This is a genomic window from Serpentinimonas sp. SMBJO2, assembly GCF_056341105.1.
In genome coordinates this window covers 2,174,728-2,190,902 of the sequence record NZ_CP150628.1, presented here as the reverse complement: position 1 = coordinate 2,190,902, position 16,175 = coordinate 2,174,728, and the positions used below count along the sequence as shown (strand labels likewise).

15 protein-coding genes and 2 tRNA genes are annotated in these 16,175 nt (G+C 68.0%); 10 read left to right on the top strand and 7 right to left on the bottom strand.

From position 1 onward, the window contains the following. Positions 1-14 precede the first annotated feature (14 nt). The 5 genes from lon (at position 15) to AAAZ40_RS10145 (ending at position 3,855) form a co-directional block, all read left to right on the top strand. Positions 15-2,462 carry an endopeptidase La gene (gene lon / locus AAAZ40_RS10165; RefSeq protein ID WP_476660256.1) on the top strand — a complete coding sequence of 816 codons (2,448 nt, stop codon included), beginning with the start codon at positions 15-17 and terminating at the stop codon, positions 2,460-2,462. Between the two features lie 133 nt (positions 2,463-2,595). Next, positions 2,596-2,671 (top strand) — tRNA-Gly (locus tag AAAZ40_RS10160). Between the two features lie 91 nt (positions 2,672-2,762). Continuing rightward, positions 2,763-2,836 (top strand) — tRNA-Cys (locus tag AAAZ40_RS10155). A 357-nt stretch (positions 2,837-3,193) separates the two neighbouring features. Then, complete coding sequence (locus tag AAAZ40_RS10150; RefSeq protein ID WP_476660255.1) at positions 3,194-3,436, top strand: ribbon-helix-helix domain-containing protein; 243 nt, start codon at positions 3,194-3,196, stop codon at positions 3,434-3,436. Further along, a complete protein-coding gene (locus AAAZ40_RS10145) occupies positions 3,436-3,855 on the top strand; it encodes a putative toxin-antitoxin system toxin component, PIN family (protein WP_476660254.1) in 420 nt (139 codons plus the stop codon). Before AAAZ40_RS10150 ends, AAAZ40_RS10145 begins: the two co-directional genes overlap by 1 nt. A gap of 117 nt (positions 3,856-3,972) precedes the next feature. Here AAAZ40_RS10145 and AAAZ40_RS10140 read toward each other — a convergent pair whose 3' ends face one another. Continuing rightward, positions 3,973-5,691 (bottom strand): transglycosylase SLT domain-containing protein, encoded by a 1,719-nt coding sequence (locus tag AAAZ40_RS10140; protein ID WP_476660253.1) that lies wholly within the window; start codon positions 5,689-5,691, stop codon positions 3,973-3,975. Between the two features lie 111 nt (positions 5,692-5,802). Continuing rightward, entirely contained in the window at positions 5,803-6,741 is a 939-nt protein-coding gene (locus AAAZ40_RS10135) for a hydroxyacylglutathione hydrolase (protein ID WP_476660252.1), read from the bottom strand. 108 nt (positions 6,742-6,849) lie between these two features. Here AAAZ40_RS10135 and AAAZ40_RS10130 point away from each other — a divergent pair, with 108 nt between their 5' ends. The 5 genes from AAAZ40_RS10130 (at position 6,850) to AAAZ40_RS10110 (ending at position 11,572) form a co-directional block, all read left to right on the top strand. Continuing rightward, positions 6,850-7,818: a site-specific tyrosine recombinase XerD gene (locus AAAZ40_RS10130; protein ID WP_476660251.1), complete on the top strand. Its 969-nt coding sequence runs from the start codon at positions 6,850-6,852 to the stop codon at positions 7,816-7,818. A gap of 87 nt (positions 7,819-7,905) precedes the next feature. Continuing rightward, positions 7,906-8,430, top strand: coding sequence for a gamma carbonic anhydrase family protein (locus AAAZ40_RS10125; RefSeq protein ID WP_476660250.1), 525 nt, complete (start codon positions 7,906-7,908; stop codon positions 8,428-8,430). Positions 8,431-8,436: 6 nt separating this feature from the next. Further along, entirely contained in the window at positions 8,437-9,453 is a 1,017-nt protein-coding gene (gene hslO, locus AAAZ40_RS10120; protein WP_476660249.1) for an Hsp33 family molecular chaperone HslO, read from the top strand. A 35-nt stretch (positions 9,454-9,488) separates the two neighbouring features. Further along, entirely contained in the window at positions 9,489-10,463 is a 975-nt protein-coding gene (locus tag AAAZ40_RS10115) for a Bug family tripartite tricarboxylate transporter substrate binding protein (protein WP_476660248.1), read from the top strand. Positions 10,464-10,597: 134 nt separating this feature from the next. Next, positions 10,598-11,572 (top strand): tripartite tricarboxylate transporter substrate-binding protein, encoded by a 975-nt coding sequence (locus AAAZ40_RS10110; RefSeq protein WP_476660247.1) that lies wholly within the window; start codon positions 10,598-10,600, stop codon positions 11,570-11,572. Between the two features lie 75 nt (positions 11,573-11,647). Here the strand turns inward: AAAZ40_RS10110 and ftsB are convergent, their stop codons facing one another. The 5 genes from ftsB to AAAZ40_RS10085 are packed head-to-tail and all read right to left on the bottom strand — an operon-like array spanning position 11,648 to position 16,134. Further along, the gene (ftsB, locus tag AAAZ40_RS10105) at positions 11,648-11,944 is read right to left on the bottom strand and encodes a cell division protein FtsB (RefSeq protein ID WP_476660246.1); all 297 of its coding nucleotides are present in this window, start codon (positions 11,942-11,944) and stop codon (positions 11,648-11,650) included. Between the two features lie 42 nt (positions 11,945-11,986). After that, positions 11,987-13,270: a phosphopyruvate hydratase gene (gene eno / locus AAAZ40_RS10100; RefSeq protein ID WP_476660245.1), complete on the bottom strand. Its 1,284-nt coding sequence runs from the start codon at positions 13,268-13,270 to the stop codon at positions 11,987-11,989. 37 nt (positions 13,271-13,307) lie between these two features. Further along, the gene (locus AAAZ40_RS10095) at positions 13,308-13,598 is read right to left on the bottom strand and encodes a DUF1330 domain-containing protein (RefSeq protein ID WP_476660244.1); all 291 of its coding nucleotides are present in this window, start codon (positions 13,596-13,598) and stop codon (positions 13,308-13,310) included. 16 nt (positions 13,599-13,614) lie between these two features. Continuing rightward, positions 13,615-14,472 carry a 3-deoxy-8-phosphooctulonate synthase gene (gene kdsA / locus AAAZ40_RS10090; protein ID WP_476660243.1) on the bottom strand — a complete coding sequence of 286 codons (858 nt, stop codon included), beginning with the start codon at positions 14,470-14,472 and terminating at the stop codon, positions 13,615-13,617. A 6-nt stretch (positions 14,473-14,478) separates the two neighbouring features. Continuing rightward, entirely contained in the window at positions 14,479-16,134 is a 1,656-nt protein-coding gene (locus AAAZ40_RS10085) for a CTP synthase (RefSeq protein ID WP_476660242.1), read from the bottom strand. Between the last annotated feature and the right edge of the window lie 41 nt (positions 16,135-16,175).

The following is a 16,175-nucleotide window of genomic DNA, read 5'->3' as shown; positions in this document are numbered from 1 at the left end:
ATTGAGGTACAAAGATGTCTGGACACCCCACCCTGCCCAACCAGCCCCTGACGCTGCCGCTGTTGCCCCTGCGCGACGTGGTGGTGTTTCCGCACATGGTGATCCCGCTTTTTGTCGGCCGGCCCAAGAGCATCAAGGCGCTGGAAGCGGCGATGGAGTTTGACCGGCGCATCGTGCTGGTGGCGCAGAAAACCGCCACCAAAGACGACCCGACGCCGCAAGACCTGTTCGAAGTCGGCTGCGTCGCCAGCATCCTGCAGATGCTCAAGCTGCCCGACGGCACCGTCAAGGTGCTGGTCGAAGGGGTGCAGCGCGCGGTCGTGCAGCGGCTGCACGAAAGCGAGTCGCACTTCGAGGCCGAGGTGCTGCCGGTCAGCACCGACGACGAGTTCGCACAGGTCGATGCCACCGAACTCGAGGCGCTGCGCCGCGCGGTGATGCAGCAGTTTGACCAATACGTCAAGCTCAACAAGAAGATCCCGTCCGAGATCCTCACCTCGATTGCCAGCATCGACCACCCCGGCCGACTGGCCGACACCATCGCCGCGCACCTGCCCTTGCAGCTCGAGGCCAAGCAAAAGGTGCTCGACCTCAACCCCATCGTGGCGCGGCTCGACAACCTGTTTGAGCAGCTCGAGCGCGAGGTCGATATCCTCAACGTCGATAAGCGCATCCGCGGCCGCGTCAAGCGCCAGATGGAGAAAAACCAGCGCGACTTCTACCTCAACGAGCAGGTCAAGGCGATCCAGAAAGAGCTCGGTGAAGGCGAGGAGGGCGCCGACATCGAAGAGATCGATCGCAAGATCAAGGCCGCCAAAATGCCGCCCGAGGCGCGCAAAAAGGCCGAAGCCGAGCTCAAGAAACTCAAGCTGATGTCGCCCATGTCGGCCGAGGCCACGGTGGTGCGCAACTACATCGACGTCCTGAGCAACCTGCCGTGGAGCAAAAAAACCAAGATCAAGCACGATCTGGGCTTTGCCGACCAGGTGCTCAACGAAGACCACTACGGCCTGGACAAGGTCAAGGACCGCATCCTCGAATACCTGGCGGTGCAGCAGCGCGTGGACAAGGTCAAGGCGCCGATCCTGTGCCTGGTCGGGCCACCGGGGGTGGGCAAGACCTCGCTCGGGCAGTCGGTGGCGCGCGCCACCGGGCGCAAGTACGTGCGCATGGCGCTGGGCGGGATGCGCGACGAGGCCGAAATCCGTGGCCACCGGCGCACCTACATCGGCGCGCTACCGGGCAAGGTGCTGCAAAACCTGAGCAAGATCGGCACCCGCAACCCACTGTTTTTGCTCGACGAGATCGATAAGCTCGGGATGGACTTCCGGGGCGACCCGTCGTCGGCGCTGCTCGAGGTGCTGGACCCAGAGCAGAACCACACCTTCAGCGACCATTACGTCGAAGTCGATTTCGATCTTTCCGACGTGATGTTCGTGGCCACCTCGAACACGCTCAACATCCCACCGGCGCTGCTGGACCGCATGGAGGTGATCCGCCTGTCGGGCTACACCGAAGACGAAAAAGCCCACATCGCGCTCAAGTACCTGCTGCCCAAGCAGCTCAAGAACAACGGCATCCGCGCGGGCGAGCTCGATCTGAGCGAGGCGGCGGTGCGCGATGTGGTGCGCTACTACACCCGCGAGGCCGGCGTGCGCGCGCTGGAGCGCGAGCTGTCCAAAATCTGCCGCAAGGTGGTCAAGGGGCTGCTGCTCAAAAAATACACCGCTCCGGTGCAGGTCACCCCCGACAACCTGGCCGATTTTCTGGGGGTGCGCAAATACACCTTCGGCCGCGCCGAACAGAACAACCAGGTCGGGCAGGTGGTCGGGCTGGCGTGGACCGAAGTCGGCGGCGATTTGCTCACCATCGAGGCCGCGCTCATGCCCGGCAAGGGCAATGTCACGCGCACCGGCCAGTTGGGTGAGGTGATGAAAGAGTCGGTCGAGGCCGCGCGCACGGTGGTGCGCAGCCGCGCGCGGGTGCTGGGCATCAAGACCGAAGCCTTCGAGAAGAACGACATCCACATCCACGTGCCCGACGGCGCCACGCCCAAAGACGGCCCCAGCGCCGGCGCCGCCATGACCACGGCCATCGTCTCGGCCCTGACCGGCATCCCGGTGCGCGCCGACGTGGCCATGACGGGCGAGATCACGCTGCGCGGCGAAGTGACCGAAATCGGCGGCCTCAAAGAAAAACTGCTGGCGGCGCTGCGTGGCGGCATCAAAACGGTGCTGATCCCACAAGCCAACCTCAAGGACCTGAGCGAAATCCCCGACAACGTCAAGGCCGGGCTGGAGATCGTGCCGGTGCAGTGGATCGACCGCGTGCTGGAGCTGGCGCTGGAGCGCCTGCCGCTGCCTTTGACGGCCGAGGAGGAGGCGGCGGCTGCGGCCCCCACCGTCACCCCGGCGGCGGTGGCGGTTGCCGATCCCGCAGGCGCCGCGTCCCTGAAGCACTGAGTGCGGCGCCGGTGCTTCCGGCCAGCGCTGCGGCCATTTTTGTGGCTGGCGTGTGTGAAGGGGCCGAATTTCGGTATACAATAGCGGTTCTGCAGTCGGGCGGCGTCAATGGTGCCGCAACAGGCTGCAAGATGCGGGAATAGCTCAGTTGGTAGAGCGCAACCTTGCCAAGGTTGAGGTCGCGAGTTCGAATCTCGTTTCCCGCTCCAGTGGTTTTGGTGGCAAACAACCTGCCGTGGCGGCTCGGGTTTGCACCGTGCGGTGCAGCGCTCAGCGCTTTTCCGGGTTTGTGAATACAAAGGCGCGGTAGCAAAGCGGTTATGCACCGGATTGCAAATCCGTGTAGGTCGGTTCGACTCCGGCCCGCGCCTCCAACAAATCCAAATAAATCAGCAGCTTACAGGGTTGCATCGACGCAGCAAGGGCCATTTCTGGCCCTTTTTTGCTTCCAGGTGCCCAGTTTTGTCCCCGTCGTGCCGGCGCGATACCAGCGCGCTGGCGCTGCTGCTCAATCCTTGACCCCCAAAAAGATCGATTAACCTCCAACCAGGACTTCCAGCTTTCGATTGGTACGGCGCAAGGGGGGCAGGTCACACGTTCAGGCTCAAGCGTCACTGGAATGACGGAGCCGGCTCCAGGCTCATACCTCGTTGGACCAGACCATGCCTTGCCAAACATTGAATTAAGGCGTATAAACACCGGTACACACAAACACCGTGCTGGAGGGTTTTATGAACACCACCGTTCGCTGGAACGTCGCTGTGTCGCCGGAGGTGGATCAGTCCGTGCGCATGTTCATGGCCGCGCAGGGCCGTGGCCGCAAGGGCGACCTGTCGCGCTTCATCGAAGAAGCGGTGCGTGCCTACCTGCTGGAGCGCGCCGTGGAGCAGGCCAAGGCTGCCGCTGCTGGTGTGAGCGAGTCGGAGCTGGATGATCTCATCGACGAGGCGGTGCAATGGGCGCGTGAACACTGATGCGCGTCATACTCGACACCAACGTGCTGCTCGGCGCGTTGATTTCGCCCCACGGGCCGCCCGATGCCATTTACCGTGCCTGGCGCGCGGCGCGGTTTGAGCTGGTGACTGCGGCCGAGCAGCTCGACGAGCTGCGGCGGGCCAGCCGTTACCCCAAGCTCAAGGCCCTATTGCCCGCGCACCGTGTCGGGGCGATGGTCAACAACCTGCAGCGCGCCATCGTTGTGCAGGCACTGCCGCCGCTGCCGGTGGGCGTGGGCACCAACGACCCCCACGACGCCTTCCTGCTGGCGCTGGCCTGGGCTGGTGCAGCCGACTTTCTGGTGACCGGCGACCGCCGCGCCGGGCTGCTTGAGCGTGGCAGCTTTGGGCGCACACGCATCGTGACGCCAGCCACCTTTTGCGCGGAGGTGCTTTGAGCCCCAAAACATGCCGATGGTGGGCATGGGGCGCGTTCGCTGGCGGGTGTGGGGTGAAGGCCAAAACCGGCGCACAAACACCGCGCTGGAGGACTGCATGTACACCGTTGGCGCTTTCTAACGCACCGCCACTTTGGATTGGTTGGCTTGGGCTTGGGCGCTGCGGACTGCCGCGGCTGCCGTTGGGCGCTGGGCGGCTTGCTGCGCCGACCTGGGGGCAGCGGCGCGGGTCGCTGGGCTGCTGCGGGCCGGGGCACTGGCGGCGCGGCTGGCGGCCGGGGCGCGCTGCTGGACGAGCAGCACCTGTCCGGTGCGCAAGGTGGCGTTGGGGCGCAGGTTGTTCCAGCTGCGCAGGTTGGCCACGCTCACGTTGTGGCGGCGCGCCAGCGCCGAGAGGGTGTCGCCGGCGCGCACGGTGACGCGGCTTTGACGCGTCGGGGGTGCCGCGCCGGATGCAGGGCGGGTGTCGCGCCCAAGCAGAATCTGGCCACCGTCGGCGATGTGTGCGGGCACGTCGGCGTTGTGGCTGCCCTGGCGCGGCACCAGCAGGGTGGTGCCGGCGCGCAACTGGCTGGCGCGGCGCGGGATGTCGTTGACCGCGCGCAGACGTGCCTCGCTCAGATCGTGGCGCTGTGCGGCCTGGGCCACACTCATGCCTTCGGGCACGCGCCAGGCAGTCCAGGTGGCCCACGGGCCCTGGTGCGCGCGCAGGCGCTGTTGAAACAGCAGCGCGTTGTCCCACGGCAGCAGGATGGTGGGGGTGCCCGCGGCCATGATCAACGGTTTGTCGTGCGCCGGGTTGAGCTGGCGAAAGTTTTCGACGCTCACATCGGCCAGCTCGGCCACCAGCGCCACGTCGATGTCGCGCTCCAGGGTGACGCTGTCGAAGAAGGGGTGGTTGCCGATCAGCGGCAATTCGATGCCCAAACGCTGCGGATCGCGGATCAGGTTTTCGATGGCCTGCAGCTTGGGCACGTAGTTGCGCGTTTCGTTGGGCATGCGCAGGTCGAGGTAGCCGGTGCCCAAGCCAGCGGCGCGGTTGGCGCGGATGGCGCGCTGCACGTTGCCGTTGCCCCAGTTGTAGGCCGCCAGCGCCAGCTGCCAGTCGCCAAACATGCGGTGCAAGCGCTCCAGGTAGTCGAGCGCGGCGTGGGTGGAGGCGAGCACGTCGCGGCGGTCGTCGCGAAAGGCGTTTTGCATCAGGTCGAAGGAGCGCCCGGTGGCGGGCATGAACTGCCACAGCCCGGCCGCCTTGACCGGCGAGACCGCCCGCGGGTTGAAGGCGCTCTCGATGAAGGGCACGAGCGCGAGTTCCATCGGCAGGCCGCGGCGCTCCACTTCTTCGACGATGTGAAACAGGTATTTGCTGCTGCGCAACACCATGCGCTCGAGGTTTTGTGGCCGTTCGGCGTGCCAGCGCTCGTGCCGCTCGACGAGGTCGGTTTCCAGGTCGGGCATGGCAAAGCTGCGCCGCATGCGCTCCCATAGGTCGCGCGGGGCTTCCAGGGGGGTCACCGCCACCGCCGTGCTGGCGGCGTCGCTGCTGCCCAGTGCGAGCAAGGGGCCGCTGGGAATGATCGGGCGCAAACCGAGGCTGCCGCCCGATTGGGCCAAGCCCAGCGGAGGGGGATGATCGGCCGCGCCTTGAAGCATGGCGGCGGTGCCGAAGGGGGCGGTGCCGAAGGGGGCCGATTGGGCGGACTGGAGGGTGTGCTGGCCACCGCCAGTGCCGCCAGTGCCGCCGGGGGTGGCGCAGGCACCCAGCACCAGGGCGGCTGCCAGGGGCAGCACCAGGCGCAGGGTGTGGCGGGCTATGTTTGGGGTAATGGTTGTCATCAGCTGGTTATCTGTCGCAAATGGTGGCGATTATCGGGCTGGTTGCAAAGCGTTGGCAAGCGCGCCACGGCCCGCTCGGGCGCGCAGGCGCTTGGGTCGGGGGCGCTGGGCTCAAGCAAAACCGTCCTTGTAGCGCCGCAGGGCGGCAAAGGCGCGCACATCGGCAAGGTGGCTGGCAAGCGGTGCGCCCAGGGCCGCATCCGCATCGAGGCCAGCCAGTGCGAGCTTGGGGGCCAGCCGTTGGAGGGCCTGGCGCAGCGCGGGTTCCCGGCTGCGCAGAAAGGGGTTGAGTGCGCGCTCGATCCCGATGCGGCTGGGCAGGGTGGGGCGGCCGGCCTGGCGCTGGCGCTCGCACCAGCGCTGGTGGTCGGCCAAGCCCGGGTGTTCGGGCTCGAGGGCGCGCGCAAAGCGCAGGTTGGCGAGGGTGTATTCGTGGCTGCAGCAGACCAGGGTGCCGTCGGGCAAGGCGGCCAACCGATCCAGGCTGGCCAACATCTGCGCCGGGCTGCCCTCGAACAGGCGGCCGCAGCCGAGGGAAAACAGGGTGTCGCCGCAAAACAGCAGGCCCTCGGAGCCGAGCGGCTGGCCGCGCGCCGAGGCGGGTGCGGGCGCGCTGGCGGGTGCGGGAGGGCTGGCGGAGTGGGGCGCGCCCTGCGCTGGGCTGGAGCGGCTGGCCAAAGCAAGGCCCGCGCAGTACCAGGCGATGTGGCCAGCGGTGTGGCCAGGCACCTCGATGACCTCAAAGGAGCGGCCGAGCAGCGCCAGGCGCTCACCGCCGCGCACGCGCTGCACGCCATCGGGCAAAGGCTCGCCGGCTGGCCCCCAGGCCGGCGCTGCCGTGGCCGCACGCAGGGCGGTCACGCCGCCGGTGTGGTCGCCGTGGTGGTGGGTGAGCAAAATGCCCGCCAGTTGCAGGCGCTGCGCCGCCAGCCAAGCCAGCACCGGTTCGGCCTGTCCGGGGTCTGCGACCCAAGCCTGGGCGCCGTCGTGCAGGGCCCAGATGTAGTTGTCGGTCAGGGCCGGGATGGGGTGCAGCAGGTGCGTCGTCATGGCCACGATTGTCGGTCAGGCGCGGCGTTGCCGCGCTGCTTGCCCCGGCGCGCTGGTGGACAATCGTGGCTCAGGCTCAACCCCACTCCCGAACTCAAAGGTGCGCGCGTGCTGGACCGTTTCTTGGATGCGCTGTGGCTGGAAGATGGGCTGGCGCCGCTGACGCTGGCCGCCTACCGCAGCGATTTGCAGCAGTTGGCCGACTGGCTGGCGCAGCGCCGCGCGCAGCCACCTGCATCGGCCGCATCGCCTGCATCGGCTGCATCGGCCGCCCCTGCGCAGTCCGGCCGCGCTGCCGACCCGCAACCGGCCCCGGCCACCACGCTCGAGCAGGCGCAAGAGGCCGATTTGCTGGCTTATCTGGCCGCTTGCCACGGCAGCAGCCGCGCCAGTACCGCCAACCGGCGCCTGAGTGTGATCAAGCGCTACTACCGCTGGGCGCTGCGCGAAGGGCTGCGGGAGGCTGACCCGACGCTCGGGCTGCTCAGCGCCCAGCGCGCGCTGCGCGTGCCCAAAACGCTGAGCGAGGCGCAGGTGGAGCGGTTGCTGCAAGCGCCGGATACGGCCGAGCCGCTGGGCTTGCGCGACCGCGCCATGCTCGAGCTGATGTACGCCAGCGGCTTGCGCGTGAGCGAATTGGTGGGCTTGCAACTGCACCAGCTCAGTCTGCCCGATCAGGTGCTGCGGGTGTTGGGCAAGGGCGCCAAGGAGCGTCTGCTGCCCTTTGGCGACGAGGCGCTGCACTGGTTGCGCCGCTACCTGAGCGAGGCCCGGCCCGCCATCCTGGCCGGGCAGGTCAGCCACGATCTGTACGTCACCGCGCGTGGCGCGGCCATGACGCGCGTCATGTTCTGGCTGCTGGTGAAAAAATACGCCCGGCTGGCGGGCATCGACACGCCCTTGTCGCCGCACACGCTGCGCCACGCCTTTGCCACCCATCTGCTCAACCACGGGGCCGATTTGCGCGCCGTGCAACTGCTGCTGGGCCATGCCGACATTTCCACCACCACCATCTACACCCACGTGGCGCGGGCGCGGCTCAAGCAACTGCACGCGCTGCATCATCCGCGGGGCTGATGGGGCCAGCCGGTGCCGGTGCCCAGGCGCAGGCGGCGCCAGCCCATTGGCGGCAGGCCAGCGCCGCAGTCCTTACAATGGCACCCCATGAGCATCTACCAACTGGACCAGTGGCGCCCCGAGGTGCATCCGAGCGCCTTCGTCGCCGATGGCGCGCAAGTGATCGGGCAAGTCAGCCTGGGGGCGCAGGCCAGCGTCTGGTTTGGCTGTGTGATTCGGGGCGACACCGAGCGCATCGCCATCGGCGCCGGCAGCAACATCCAGGACGCCAGCGTGCTGCACGCCGATCACGGCTTTCCGCTGCAGGTGGGCGAGCGCGTGACGGTGGGGCATCAGGTGATGCTGCATGGCTGCCGCATCGGCGACGAATCGCTGATCGGCATCGGGGCCGTGGTGCTCAACGGCGCGCGCATCGGCAAACACTGCCTGGTGGGTGCCGGCGCGCTGGTGACCGAGGGCAAGGAGTTCCCCGACGGCTCGCTGATCCTGGGCAGCCCGGCCAAGGTGGTGCGCATGCTCACGCCCGAACAGATCGAGGGCCTGCGCGCCAGCGCCCAGCACTACATCGAGAACGCGCGCCGCTACCGCAGCAGCCTGCAGCGGCTGGGGTGAGTGGCGGTGTCTGAGATCCAGCGCTTCATGTTCGAAGGCCTGCCGGTGCGCGGGCTGTGGGTGCGCCTGGACAGCGCCTGGCAAGAGCTGCTGCAGCGCCAGGCGCAAAGCGCCGCCTACCCACGACCGGTGCGCGAGCTGCTGGGGCAGATGTGCGCCGCCGCGCTGTTGCTGCAAGCCAGCATCAAGTTCAGCGGTGCGCTGCAGTTGCAACTGGTGGGCGAGGGACCGGTGCGGCTGGCGGTGGCCGAAACGCGGCCCGACGGCAGCTTTCGCGCCACGGCCCAGCTCGCCGGCAGCCTGCCCGAGGCGGCGGCGCCGCCGTTGCGCGCCGACGGCTCGTCGGCCTGGTCGCTGGCCGATTGGGTCAACCGCCACGGCGGTGGGCGCTGCGCCCTGACGCTCGAGCCGCAGGAGCGCAGCAGCGGCCAGCAAAGCTACCAGGGCGTGGTGCCCCTGAGCCCGGGGGACGGTGCGGCGCCGTTCGAGCACCTGAGCCAGGCGCTCGAGCACTACATGCAGCAAAGCGAGCAGATCGACACCCGGCTGGTGCTGGCGGCCAACGACCAGGTCGCCGCCGGCCTGCTGATCCAGCGCGTGCCCGCCAGCAGCGAGGCGGCCCTGAGCGGTGCCGCCGCCGCGCTGGCGCGCCGCGAGGCGCTCGAGTGCAGCGACGACTACCCGCGCATCGCCCTGCTGGCCGCAAGCCTGCAGCGCGACGAGCTGCTCACGCTCGATGCCGACACCGTGCTGCGGCGCTTGTTCTGGCAAGAGCCCTTGCAGCGCCTGCAGGCCGAGGCGGCGCCGAGCGCCCCCCGGTTTGCCTGCCGCTGCAGCCGCACCAAGGTGGCGGCCATGCTGCACGGGTTGGGGGCGGCAGAGGTCGAGTCGATTCTGGCCGAGCGTGCCCAGATCGAGGTCGGCTGCGAGTTTTGCGGCGCGCAGTACCGCTTCGATGCCGTGGATGCGGCGCAGCTGTTTGCCCAAACGCCGCCGCTGGCCGCGCCTACGGGCGTACACTGAGCGGCCCATCAGACCCTGCGACCAAGGCCCACACCATGCAACGCCGTTCCCTCATCGCTTGGGGCGCCGGCGCGGCGCTGCTGGCCGCCAGCGGCCCGTCTTGGGCGGGCAATTTCCCGACGCGACCGGTGCGCCTGATCGTGCCGTTTCCGCCCGGCGGCATGACCGACATCCTCGCGCGTCTGCTGGCGCCGGCGCTGGCCTCGGAGCTGGGCCAACCGGTGGTGCCAGACAACCGGCCCGGCGCCGCCGGCACCATCGGCACCAGCGAAGTGGCCCGCGCCACCCCAGACGGTTACACCCTGGGTCTGGTGACCGCCGGCTTGTTGTCGGCCACGCCAGCCTTCAACCCGCGCACGCCCTACCATCCGCTCACCGATTTCACGCCCATCACCAACGTGGTCGCGACCGCGCACGTGATCGCGGTGCACCCATCGTTTCCGGGGCATGATTTTGCGTCCTTTCTGAACGAGATTCGGCGCGCCCCAGGGCGTTTTTCCTATGCCACGGCAGGTGCGGGCACGATCCTGCACCTGCAGTTCGAGCTGCTCGAGTCCTTGACCCGAACGTTTGTGGTGCACATCCCGTACCGGGGTTCTGCGCCGGCGCTGGCCGATGCGGTGGCCGGGCACGTGCCGATCGTCATCGACGTCTACTCTACGGCGTTGCCGCACATCCAGGCCGGGCGGCTGATCCCCATCGTGGTCGCCGCGCCGCAGCGCATGCCACAGCTGCCGCACGTGCCGACCTTGGCCGAAGTCGGCTTCGAGCCGGTCAACCGCACCGGGTTTTTTGGTTTGCACGGCCCACGGGGCCTGGAGCGCGCAGTGGTGGAGCGCATCCACGCGGCCATGATGCGCATTTTGGCCGAACCGGCGCTGCACCGGCGCCTGGAAGAGCTCGGTGCCACCGTGGTCGGCAACACGCCCGAGCAGTTTGCCGAGCAGATCCGGCTCGAGTTCGAGCTCTACCGCCACCTAGTGCAGCGCGCCGGCTTGCGGCCGGATTGAGCCGCGCCCGAGCCCGTGCCCGCGCCTCGAGGCAAGGGTAAATCCGGGGCTGTCGGGGCCTGTGGCAAGTGGCGCGCCTGGGGCTGCGGTGCCTACAATCGTGCACGTTTCAACCTACACAGGAGACCCACACCATGCAACGCCGTTCCATCATCGGTTGGGGAGCCAGCGCCGCGCTGCTGGCCGCCAGTGGCCCGTCTTGGGCGCGCACGTACCCGACGCGACCGGTGCGCCTGATCGTGCCCTTCGCGCCCGGTGGGCCCACCGACATCGTGGCGCGCATGGTGTCCGAGCCCTTGGGCACGCTGCTGGGGCAGCCGCTGGTGGTGGAAAACCGCGCCGGTGCGGGCGGCTCGATCGGGGCGGCCGAGATCGCGCGCGCCGCCCCCGACGGCTACACGCTGGGCGTGGCCACGGTCTCCACGGTGGCCGCCAACCCGGCCTTCAACCCGCGCACGCCCTACAACCCGCTGACCGACTTCACCCCCATCACCAACATCGCTGCGGCGCCCAGCGTGTTTGCGGTACACCCCTCGTTTCCGGGGCGCGATTTCGAATCCTTCATGCGCGAGGTCCGACGCACCCCCGGCCGCTTGTCCTACGCCACTTCGGGCACGGGCAGCATCAACCACATTCTGGTCGAGCTGTTCGAGTTCGAAACCCGCACCTTCCTGGTGCACATCCCCTACCGCGGCACCGGCCCGGCGCTGGTGGATGTGGTGGCCGGCCATGTGCCGATGATTTTCAGCGACCTGCCTTCGGCGCTGCCGCACATACAGGGGGGCAGGCTGGTGCCGATCGTGGTCGGGGCGCCGCAGCGCGTGGCGCAGCTGCCCAACGTGCCGACCTTTGCCGAAGTCGGGTTGCCTCGCGTCAACCGCATGGCTTTCTTTGGTCTGCACGGCCCACGGGCTTTGCCGCGCGAGGTGGTCGAGCGCGTGCACGGCGCCACCCTGCGCGCGCTGGCCGACCCGGCGCTGCGCCGGCGCCTCGAGGACGCTGCCCTGGTGATCGTGGGCAACACGCCGGAGCAGTTTGCCGAACAAACCCGGCTCGAGTTCGAGCTCTACCAAGGCGTGGTGCAGCGCGCCGGTTTGCGGCCGGATTGAGGCAAGCGCGGTTGATGGGGGGGCGGCAGACAGGCGAAGCTTTGGAGCGCCGCCGTTCGCGCTGCCCTCTGCCCCCTACTCGGGGCGCCGGATCTGCACAAAGATCTCGTTGGGGCGCACCATGCCGAGCTGGTGCCGCGCCACTTCTTCGACCCCCTCGAGCCCATCCTGCAGGTCGCGCACCTCGCTCGCCAGTTCGGCGTTGCGCTGGCGCGACTGCTCATTGGCCGCTTCCTGCACCTGCAGGCGCTCGCGCAGCTCGCGCACCTGCGGCACACCGCCGCGCCCGAACCAAAGCTGCGCCTGCACCCCCAGCAGCAAAACCACCAGCAGCAGGGCCACGGCGCGGGCGTCGAAGCTCAGGCCAGACATGGGAGAACCCAATTCAACCGGATGGTGCGGCCGGTTATGGGCTCAACGCAGGTTGTAAAACGCCGCCCGGCCGGGGTAGCGCGCCACGTCGCCCAGGTCTTCTTCGATGCGCAGCAGCTGGTTGTACTTGGCCATGCGGTCGGAGCGGCTGAGCGAGCCGGTCTTGATCTGGCCGGCGTTGAGGCCCACGGCAATGTCGGCGATGGTCGAGTCTTCGGTCTCGCCCGAGCGGTGGCTGATGACCGCCGTGTAGCCGGCGCGCTTGGCCATCTCGATGGCTTCGAAGGTCTCGGTCAGGGTGCCGATCTGGTTGATCTTGATCAGGATCGAGTTGGCCACGCCTTGCTCGATCCCCTGTTTCAGGATCTGGGTGTTGGTGACGAACAGGTCGTCGCCCACCAGCTGCACGCTTTTGCCCAGGCGCTCGGTCAGGTGCTTCCAGCCATTCCAGTCGCCTTCGGCCATGCCGTCTTCGATGCTGATGATCGGGTATTTGTCGCACCAGGTGGCCAGTATGTGCGTCCATTCCTCGGCGCTCAGCACCAGCCCTTCGCCCTCGAGGTGGTATTTGCCGTCGCGGTAGAACTCGCTGGCGGCGCAGTCGAGCGCGAGCGCGATCTGCTCACCGGCGCTGTAGCCGGCGTCGCCGATGGCCTGCAGGATCATCTGCAGCGCCGCTTCGTGGCTGGGCACGTTGGGGGCAAAGCCGCCTTCGTCGCCCACGGCCACGCTCATGCCCTTGTCGTGCAGGATTTTCTTGAGGGCGTGAAAGACTTCGGCACCCCAGCGCAGGGCTTCGCGAAAGCTCGGTGCGCCCAAGGGCACGATCATCAGCTCTTGCAGGTCGAGGTTGTTGTTGGCGTGCGCGCCGCCGTTGACCACGTTCATCATCGGCACCGGCATCTGCATGCGGCTGCTGCCGCCAAAGTAGCGGTACAGCGGCAGGCCGGCTTCTTCGGCCGCGGCGCGCGCCACCGCCATGCTCACTGCCAGCGTGGCGTTGGCGCCCAGGCGCGCCTTGTTCGGGGTGCCGTCGAGGTCGATCAGGGCCTGATCGAGAAAGGCTTGCTCGCTGGCGTCGAGCCCGAGCACGGCTTCGCTGATTTCGGTGTTGATGTGGCCGACGGCTTTGAGCACGCCCTTGCCGAGGTAGCGCTTGGGGTCGCCGTCGCGCAGCTCGATGGCTTCGCGGCTGCCGGTGGAGGCGCCCGAGGGCACGGCGGCGCGGCCCATGACGCCGCTTTCCAGCAGCACGTCGCACTCGACGGTGGGGTTGCCGCGGCTGTCGAGGATTTCACGGCCGACGATGTCAACGATGGCGCTCATGGGGTGTACCTTTGAAGTGAGAAAAATCTGAACGGGGTCACACGCCTTCGACGGCGATCATGCGGATGGAACCGGCGCCGGCGCGCGCCTGGCGCGCCTGGGTGTAGGTGGCGCTGTCGTAGTAGGCGCGCGCGGCGGCCAGGCTGGCAAAGCGCAGCACCACGATGCGCTGCGGCTGCCAGTCGCCCTCGAGGGGTTCGATGCGGCCGCCGCGCACCAGCACCTCGGCGCCGTGCTCTTGCATGGCGCGCGTGCTCCACTCGCGATAGACTTTCATCTGCTCTTCGTTGGTGATGGTGACGTCGGCGATCAGGTAGGCGTGTGGCATGGTGGGCAGCAGAATATCAGGAGTTGAAATCGGCTTCGAGAAAGCCGTGGCGCTTGGTCACGCGGTCGAGTTCGAGCAGGCTCTCGAGCAGCGCCGGCATGTGTTTGAGCGGCACCGCGTTGGGGCCGTCGGACAGGGCTTGGGCCGGGTTCGGGTGCGTTTCCATGAACAGGCCGGCCACGCCCACGGCCACGGCGGCGCGCGCCAGCACCGGCACCATCTCGCGCTGGCCACCGCTGGACTGGCCCAGGCCGCCGGGCAACTGCACGCTGTGGGTGGCGTCGAACACCACCGGGGCCCCGGTCTGGCGCATGATGGCCAGTGCGCGCATGTCGCTCACCAGGTTGTTGTAACCAAAGCTCACGCCGCGCTCGCAGGCCAAAAAGTTGTCCGTGGGCAGACCGACCTCGCGCGCGGCGGCGCGCGCCTTGTCGATCACGTTGAGCATGTCGTGCGGGGCCAGGAACTGCCCCTTTTTGATGTTCACCGGCTTGCCCGACTGCGCCACGGCGCGGATGAAATCGGTCTGGCGACACAGGAAGGCCGGGGTTTGCAGCACATCGACCACCGCCGCGACCTCGGCGATTTCGGCCTCGGTGTGCACGTCGGTGAGCACCGGCAGGCCGAGCTCGCGCCGCACCTGGGCCAGAATCTCGAGCCCGCGCTCGCGCCCTGGGCCGCGAAAGCTGCTGCCGCTGGAGCGGTTGGCCTTGTCGTAGCTGCTCTTGAAGATCAGGGGGATGCCGAGCGCGCTGGTGATGTCCTTCAGGCGCCCAGCGACTTCGAGTTGCAGCGCTTCGCTTTCGACCACGCAGGGCCCGGCGATGAGAAAAAAGGGCCGGTGCAGACCGACTTCGAAGCCACAGAGTTGCATGGGGGATCAGCCTTTGCGCGCTTGTTGTTGCTGCAGCGCCGCGCGGATGAAGGCGCTGAACAGCGGGTGCCCGCCCCAAGGGGTGGATTTGAACTCGGGGTGAAACTGCACGCCCATGAACCAGGGGTGGACGGCGGCCGGCAGCTCGACGATTTCGGTGAGCTGCTCGCGCTGCGTGAGCGCCGAAATCAGCAGCCCGGCCTGGCGCAGGCGCTCGAGGTAATGCGTGTTGGCCTCGTAGCGGTGGCGGTGGCGCTCGCTCACCACCGGGCCGTAGATGGCATGCGCCAGCGTGCCGGGTTGCACGTCGGCGCTTTGCGTGCCCAGGCGCATGGTGCCGCCCAGGTCGCTGCTGCCGTCGCGCTGCTGGATCGAGCCGTCGGCGTCTTGCCACTCGTCGATGAGCGCGATCACGGGGTGCGGCGTGGCGGGGTCGAACTCGGTGCTGTTGGCGCCGGCAAGCCCGGCGACATGGCGCGCAAACTCGATCGTCGCCACCTGCATGCCGAGGCAGATGCCCAGATAGGGCACGCGCTGCTCGCGGGCGTAGCGGGCGGCGGCGATCTTGCCTTCGGTGCCGCGCTTGCCAAAGCCGCCCGGAACCAAAATGGCGTCGAACGGGCCCAGCACCTGCGCCACGTCCTGCTGTTCGAGCGCTTCGGAGTCGATGTAGCCGATTTCCACGTGCACCTGGTTTTTCAGGCCGGCGTGGCGCAGCGCCTCGTTGAGCGATTTGTAGCTGTCGGACAGATCGACGTATTTGCCCACCATGGCGATGCGCACCGCGCCCTGCGGGTGTTGCAGCGCGTGCACCAGATCGTCCCAACGCTGCAGCCGCGCCGGCGGGGTGTTGAGGCGCAGCTTGTCGCAGATCAGGCCATCCAGCCCCTGCTCGTGCAGCAGGCGCGGCACCTGGTAGATGCTGGGCAGGTCGGGCAGCGAGATCACGCCCCACAGCGGCACGTTGGTAAAGAGGCTGATCTTTTCGCGCTCGTCGTCGGGGATGGGCCGGTCGGCGCGGCACAGCAGGGCGTCGGGCTGGATGCCGATTTCGCGCATCTTTTGTACCGTGTGCTGGGTCGGCTTGGTCTTGAGCTCGCCGGCGGCGGCGATCCAGGGCACGTAGCTCAGGTGCACGAAGGCGCACATATTGGGCCCGAGGCGCAGGCTCATCTGGCGCACCGCTTCCAGAAAGGGCAGCGATTCGATGTCGCCCACGGTGCCGCCGATTTCGACGATCGCCACGTCCACCGCCTGCGCCGTGCCGAGGCCGGCGCCGCGTTTGACGAACTCCTGGATTTCGTTGGTCACGTGCGGGATCACCTGCACGGTTTTGCCCAGGTAGTCGCCACGGCGCTCTTTTTCGAGCACGCTCTTGTAGATCTGGCCGGTGGTGAAGTTGTTGGCGCGCCGCATGCGGGTTTCGATGAAGCGCTCGTAGTGGCCAAGGTCGAGGTCGGTTTCGGCCCCGTCCTCGGTGACGAAGACCTCGCCGTGCTGAAACGGGCTCATGGTGCCCGGATCGACGTTGAGGTAGGGGTCGAGCTTGATCAGGGTGACGTTGAGGCCGCGCGATTCGAGCAGCGCCGCCAGCGAAGCGGAGGCGATGCCCTTGCCGAGTGAGGACACCACACCGCCGGTCACGAATACGAATTTGGTCATGTCGCGGGCGAGCCGGTCAGGGCTCGCGGCTAAGGAAAGGC